Genomic DNA, 6,332 nt, shown 5'->3' with positions numbered 1-6,332 from the left:
CCCCTCATCCTCCCACGCCTGCGGCGCGGGCCCCTCCTTCTCCCTCTGGGAGAAGGTTCTAGTAGGGCCTGCGGCAAATTCTCGTTGAGCGAAACTCAACCCTCAACTTAAGCGCCCCGTTAACCTTTCGGGCGCACCGTCCGTACCATGATCACTCGCCTCCTCATCGCCACCGGCCAGCTGGTCGTCTCGTTCGGGGCGGCCCTGCCGCTCGGCGATCGCCTGCTCGACGCCCGCTACAGCGACGACGAGGGCGAGCATCTGATGTGGGGCCTGGGCTTCTATGTCAGCCTGATCCTCGGCGTGGTCTCGCTTTTCGTCTGGAAGCACTAGGCGGTTCTGGGGCGCTCGCGCGTCCCTCGATCAAGCTCCCTCATTCGCAGGCCAGCGATGCGAGGGCGTGTCCCTATTTCAGGTGACGCGCCTTATTCTTGCACCCAGATTCACCATTGATGCCCTTGGCTCGGCTCCTGCAGTGTGCAATGCAACAAGATGTTGCTGTGCAGCATTGATACAGCTGTCACGCACGCGCTGTATGACCGACGCTCAGTGAGTACCAAGGAGTGATCCCCATGGCCGACGAACACACCTACTTCGTCCGACCCGTCTCCGGCGTCTGGCACGTCACCTGGAACGAGACCCTCGACCTGATCGGATCCTATCCCGCCCAGCCCGAAGCCGTCGGCGTGGCCGAGATGCTGGCCCGTCACATGCGCACCCAGGGCAAGACCGCCCGGGTCCAGGTGATCGAACCCGAAGCCCGCCGCTCCAGCTGGGGCCGCGCCACCCTGAGCGCCCAGGCCGCGGCCTAGTCATCGATCTCACCCTCTCCCATGGGGAGAGGGAGGGACCCATCGCGCAGCGATGGGAGGGTGAGGGGGTTCTGCGTCCGACGGCGTGCCGGCAGGGCGCTGCGAAACATCGGTGAGGGTGTAACCCCTCACCCTCCCACGACTTCGTCGCGGGCCCCGCCCTCTCCCTATGGGAGAGGGTGTTTTCATGCCAGATACCCCGCCGCCAGCCGTTCGGCGATCGCGCCCGCCTCGACCGGGGTGAACACCGTGGCGTCCAGGCACAGCTCCAGCCACAACCCGTCCACCACGGCCGTCAGGCCGATGGCGGCCAACCTAGCGTCGACCCTGGGATCGCAGGCCGTCAGCAGCTCCTCCAGGCGCGCGCGATAGCCGGCATAGGTGCGCCGGTGGATGGCGGCGATGGCGGGATCCACCTTCACCAGACTCCAGAACGCCAGCCAGGTGGCCAGCAGGTCCGGGTCCAGCACCGGCGGGGCGAAGCTGGCGGTCAGATAGGCGCTCAATCGCGCGCGGGGATCGTCGCCGGCGCCCTCGACCGCCGCCTCCAGCGCCGCGTCGATCCGCGCCCCGGTGGCCTCGTAGGCCGCGGCGACCAGGGCGTCCACGCCCTCGAAATAGTGCCGCAGCAACCCGGCGCTGACCCCCGCCTCGGCGCAGATCGTCCGCACCGAGGCGCCGGCCACGCCCTTGGCGGCCAGCACGCGGGCGGCGGCCTCGATCAGGGCGGTCCGGCGGACGTCGGGGGTCTCGCGGGTGAAGGGGGCGCGGGGGCTCATGGATGAAAGCCTGAGCTCTGGCCAAAGCCCTCCCCCTCGATGGGGGAGGGTTGGGTGGGGGTGGTGCGGCCTTGCCGGCTGAACCGCCGCATCACCCCCAACCCCGACCCTTCCCCCATCAAGGGGGAAGGGAGAAGAAAGACCCTCACCACYCCTCCGGCGGCCGGTGCAGCCGCGCCTGCGGGATCAGCGCCCGCATCTTCCGGCCAAAGCTGCGCAAGCTCACCTCGGTCTCCGCCAGCGGCCCGGCGGTAAAGCTCCGCGAGGCCATGCCCTGCTGCACGCGGGCCACCAGCTCGGTGTCCTCGGCGTTGACCTGACGATTGATGCGCCAGTTCAGATACCGCGCCGCCTTCATCTCGCGCCGGTCGTCGGGCAGGGCGTAGGCGATCTCGCGGATCATCGTCTGGGTGGGCGACACCGGGATGAACTGCATGAAGTCCACCTGGTCGGGATAGATGTCGAACGCCTGGTTGGGCCACAGCTTGAAATAGGTCCACAGCCGCTTGCGCTCGGCGGGCAGGTGTTCGACGTCGGGCAGCACCCGCTGGTACATCCGCTCGGACGGATTGTGGGAGTCCTCCTCGATCAGCCGGCCCCACATCTTGTCGACCCAGGTCTGCGCCTCCACGCCATAGCCGCGCCCGAACAGCCGGGTCAGGCCCGGATGGGCGATCGGGATGTGCAGTCCGTCGGAATAGTTGTCGCTGATGTTCTTCCAGTTCACCTCGCGCGGCCGCAGGGTGACGCGGCCGAACGGCACCATCTCCTCGAAGCGGTAAGGCTCCAGCTCGTGGTCGTAGGGGGCCATCATCTCGGCGACGCTGGGGCCTTCGCCCTCCAGGCGGACGAAGACGAAGCCGCGATAGACTTCGGTCTGGACGGGGTGGAGCCCCTGATCTTCCATCTTCAAGGCTGGGTAAGTCTCGCGGTGCGGCACCCCGATCAGCTGGCCGTCCAGGGCGTAGGTCCAGGCGTGGTAGGGGCAGACGATCCGGCCGCAATGGCCCGACGGACCGTCCAGCAGCCGCGCGGCCCGGTGGCGGCAGACATTGGCGAAGGCCTTCACCCCGCCGTCCTTGCCGCGCACGGCGACGGTGCTTTCGCCCAGGAAGTCGAAGGTGTGGAAGTCGCCAGGCTTGGGAATGTCGTTCAGATGGCAGACGATCTGCCAGGAGGGGCGCAGGACCTTGTCCTGTTCCTCGCGGAAGAAGCGGGCGTTGTCGTAGAGCCAGCCGGGAAGGCCCCAGTCGGCGTCGGGGTCATGGTTGGGGAGGTTCAGGTCCATCTCAAATCCCCACGATCTTGCCGGTGAACACTTGCCCCCTACGGACCGCTTCGCGGTCGTCTTCCCCCACAGGGGGAAGAGGAGCCGTGCGCGGCGTCCTCCGCCCCCTATGGGGGCGGACAGACCGCGTAGCGGTCAGGTGGGGGCAAGTGCGTGAGCCGCCCACCTCTACCGCCCCACCAGGCTCAGCTTCACCGCCGTGCCAAAATCCCGGTCCCGCAGGATCTCCCGCGCCGCGTTCCGCCCCGGATTGCCCGAAACCCCGCCGCCCGGATGGCACCCGGCCCCGCACATGTAGAGCCCCTTGATCGGCGCCCGGTGGCTGGCGTGCCCCAGCACCGGCCGCGCCGCCCACAGCTGATCCAGCGACATGTGGCCGTGCATGATGTCGCCGTTCACCAGGCCGAACTTCCGCTCCAGGTCGACCGGCGACAGGATCATCCGTCCCAGGACCGACGCCTTGAAGTTGGGGGCCCACTGGTTGACGGTGTCGATGATCAGGTCGGCGGCCGCCTCGCGCTCGTCGTCCCAGCTGCGGCCGTCGGGCAGGTCCCAGGCGAACTGCTGGCAGAACAGGCTGGCCACGTGCTGGCCGGGAGGGGCCAGGCTGTCGTCCAGGGTCGAGGGGATCAGGATCTCGACGATCGGCCGCTTGCTGATGCCGGTCGCCTTGGCGTCGCGATAGGCCTCGTCCATGTAGTCCAGGGTCGGCGACAGCACGATGCCGCACTGGTGGTGCTCGGCCACCGCCTTGCCCGGCAGGCAGGTGAAGTCCGGCAGCTCCGACAGCGCCACGTTCATCCGGAAGGTGCCCGAGCCGTTCTTGTAGCCCTTGATCGCCTTCTTGAACGGGGCGGGCAAGGCCGAGGGCGCGACCAGCGAGCCGTACAGCAGGGCGGGGTTGAGGTTGGACGAGACGATCGGGGCCATGATCTGGCGGCCGTCGACCAGCTGCACGCCCACGGCGCGCTTGCCGCCGCCTTTCGGGCCTTCTTCGACATGGATCGCCTCGACCTTGGCCTTGAGCAGGATCTCGACGCCCTTGGCCTTGCACGCCTTGGCCATGGCCTGGGTGATCGAGCCCATGCCGCCGACGGCGTGGCCCCAGGCGCCCTTCTTGCCGTTCACCTCGCCGAAGGTGTGGTGCAGCAGGACGTAGGCCGAGCCGGGGCTGTCGGGGCTGGCGAAGTTGCCGACCACGGCGTCGAAGCCGAAGCTGGCCTTGACCGCGTCGCTCTCGAACCAGCCGTCCAGGAAGTCGCGGGCGCTCTTGGTGAACAGGTCCAGCAGGTCGCGCTTGCGTTCCAGCGACAGGCCCGCCATCCGCGAGCCTTGGCGCAGCCCCCGCAGCAGGCCGGGCAGGCCGTCGGTCAGGTTGGGCGGGGTCTCGCCGGCCAGGTCGCGCAGCACGTCGCCGATCTCGTCGAGCATGGCGTAATAGGCGGGCAGGGCGGCGGCGTCCTTCTCGGAGAACTTGCGGAACTCCGCCTGGGTGCGCTCCAGCCCGCCGCCCAGCTTCATGTAGGTCTTGTCGTCGATCGGCAGGAAGTTGGAGATCGGCCGCTCCAGGATCTTCAGGCCGTGGCCGTGCAGGTCCATGTCGGCGATGACCTTGGGGCTGAGCAGGCTGACCGTGTAGCTGGCCACGGAGTTGCGGAAACCGGGGTGGAACTCCTCGGTCACCGCCGCTCCGCCGACCACGTCGCGGGCCTCGCAGACCGTGACCTTCAGCCCGGCGCTGGCCAGGTAGAAGGCGCAGACCAGCCCGTTGTGGCCGCCCCCGATGATGATCGCGTCGCGGTGCTGGGCGGCGGTGGCCATGGTGTTCTCCCCGGTGGTGTGGGGAGGTTGCTATACGAGTGTAAAATAGGCAAGAGGGTGGGGTTCGCCGACTTGCCCCCACCTGGCGGCTTCGCCGCCTGTCCGCCCCCATAGGGGGCGGAGGACGCGCACCTCCTCTTCCCCCTTTGGGGGAAGACGGTCGCGAAGCGACCCGTAGGGGGCAAGTGGGCCGCCCCACCTAGGCCGGGTTTTTCACGCTGGGCCGGTCCTGCAGCCGCGCGTTCCAGGCGATCAGCGCCGTGCAGTCCTCCGGCACCGCCAGGCTGGCGTAGCCGGCGAAGACCAGGCCTTCCAGCACGGTGATGTCGGCCATCGAGAAGGCGTCGCCGGCCACGTAGGGTTGGCCCCGCAGCACCTTGTCGAAATAGCGCATGCCGGCGATCGCCTTGCCGCCCTGCTGGCGGCCCCAGTCTTCGCGGCCGATCCAGTCGGGGCTCTTATAGGCCTGCAGCACCGGACCGAGCCCCGGGGTGGCGTGGTGGAAATAGCCGCCGATCGCGTCGATCAGCTCGGACTCGGCGCGCTTCTGCATCATGTGGATGACGCCCTTCTCGCGCGCGGTCTTGCCGGTCAGAACCGGGTCGCCGTCGAGATTGTCGAGATATTCGGTGATCGCCGTGCATTCGGAGATGCAGAGGCCGTCGTCCAGCTCCAGGACCGGCACCGTCCCGGTCGGGTTGAGCGCCAGGAAGGCGTCCTGCTTGTGCTCGGCGCCGGGCAGGTCGACCTTCACGAAGGTGACCTGGTCGGCCAGGCCCTTCTCGGCCAGGGCGATGCGGATGCGCAGCGGATTGGGGAAGCCGGGGATGTCGTGGATCTTCATGGGGAGGGCCTTTCAGAGGTGTCTACCTATCGATAGGTAGATGGCGCAATAAGGCCCTTTCGTTTGGTGGAGTCAACGCCTATCTATCGATAGGTAACTGGAGCGATGACGTGAGCACGACCGACACGCGGGAAACGATCATGACCGTGGCCAAGGCCATGGTGCAGGCGCGCGGCTACAACGCCCTGAGCTTCCGCGAGATCGCCAAGGAGATCGGGATCAAGAGCGCCAGCATCCACTACTACTTCCCGACCAAGGGCGACCTGGGAGCGGCCCTGGCCAAGCGCTACACCGACGACGCGGTCGGCTATTTCGATCAACTGCTGGCCCAGCCGCTGGACCTGGAGACCCGCTTCCAGCGCTACATCGCCGTGTTCCGCGCCGCCCTGCTGAACGACAACCGCATGTGCCTGTACGGGATCATGGCCGCCGAGTACGGCGACTTGCCGCCGGAGGTGCGGGCGGCGGTCGATGGGTTCAGCGCGGCCAATGTGCGGTGGCTGGTGCAGGTTCTGGCGTCCCGGAATGCCGACGAAGGGAGCGCGCTGGCGATCTTCGCCGCCATCGAAGGCGCCCAGCTGGTGGCCCGCGGACGGGGCGACATCGCCGTGTTCGACCGGACGATCGCGGCGTATCAGGCGGCGGGGCTGATGCCGTAGGGACAACCCGCGCTGGGATGATCTCTATGCGGAGGTGTTCGAGTGGACGCCGGTTCCGCGACAGGTGTGATCCTTCATTTTCATTTCAACCGTCATCCCGGGCCTTGTGCCCGGGACCCCTCTGTCCGC

The 6,332-nt window shown here is 67.9% G+C and carries 7 protein-coding genes; 3 read left to right on the top strand and 4 right to left on the bottom strand.

Translation table 11 applies throughout. The features are described 5' to 3' along the window. Nucleotides 1-147: 147 nt before the first annotated feature. Nucleotides 148-333, top strand: coding sequence for a hypothetical protein (locus AC1DZ6_RS16640; protein WP_477031821.1), 186 nt, complete (start codon nt 148-150; stop codon nt 331-333). 239 nt (nt 334-572) lie between these two features. Then, nucleotides 573-812 carry a hypothetical protein gene (locus tag AC1DZ6_RS16635; RefSeq protein WP_477098257.1) on the top strand — a complete coding sequence of 80 codons (240 nt, stop codon included), beginning with the start codon at nt 573-575 and terminating at the stop codon, nt 810-812. A 185-nt stretch (nt 813-997) separates the two neighbouring features. Here AC1DZ6_RS16635 and AC1DZ6_RS16630 read toward each other — a convergent pair whose 3' ends face one another. From AC1DZ6_RS16630 to AC1DZ6_RS16615, 4 genes are all read right to left on the bottom strand, one after another. Then, the gene (locus tag AC1DZ6_RS16630) at nt 998-1,591 is read right to left on the bottom strand and encodes a TetR family transcriptional regulator C-terminal domain-containing protein (protein WP_477098256.1); all 594 of its coding nucleotides are present in this window, start codon (nt 1,589-1,591) and stop codon (nt 998-1,000) included. Nucleotides 1,592-1,736: 145 nt separating this feature from the next. Next, nucleotides 1,737-2,879 carry an aromatic ring-hydroxylating oxygenase subunit alpha gene (locus AC1DZ6_RS16625; protein ID WP_477098255.1) on the bottom strand — a complete coding sequence of 381 codons (1,143 nt, stop codon included), beginning with the start codon at nt 2,877-2,879 and terminating at the stop codon, nt 1,737-1,739. Nucleotides 2,880-3,047: 168 nt separating this feature from the next. Next, complete coding sequence (locus tag AC1DZ6_RS16620; protein ID WP_477098254.1) at nt 3,048-4,700, bottom strand: phytoene desaturase family protein; 1,653 nt, start codon at nt 4,698-4,700, stop codon at nt 3,048-3,050. Between the two features lie 199 nt (nt 4,701-4,899). Further along, nucleotides 4,900-5,544: a glutathione S-transferase gene (locus AC1DZ6_RS16615; RefSeq protein WP_477098253.1), complete on the bottom strand. Its 645-nt coding sequence runs from the start codon at nt 5,542-5,544 to the stop codon at nt 4,900-4,902. A gap of 110 nt (nt 5,545-5,654) precedes the next feature. On the opposite strand from AC1DZ6_RS16615, the gene AC1DZ6_RS16610 reads away from it, so the two are divergent. Further along, complete coding sequence (locus tag AC1DZ6_RS16610; protein ID WP_477098252.1) at nt 5,655-6,203, top strand: TetR/AcrR family transcriptional regulator; 549 nt, start codon at nt 5,655-5,657, stop codon at nt 6,201-6,203. Nucleotides 6,204-6,332 lie beyond the last annotated feature (129 nt).

This window comes from Caulobacter sp. P1_B12_2, from assembly GCF_056406675.1.
The sequence above is the reverse complement of the archived record's forward strand: the minus strand, read 5'-3'. Positions and strand labels throughout refer to the sequence as shown.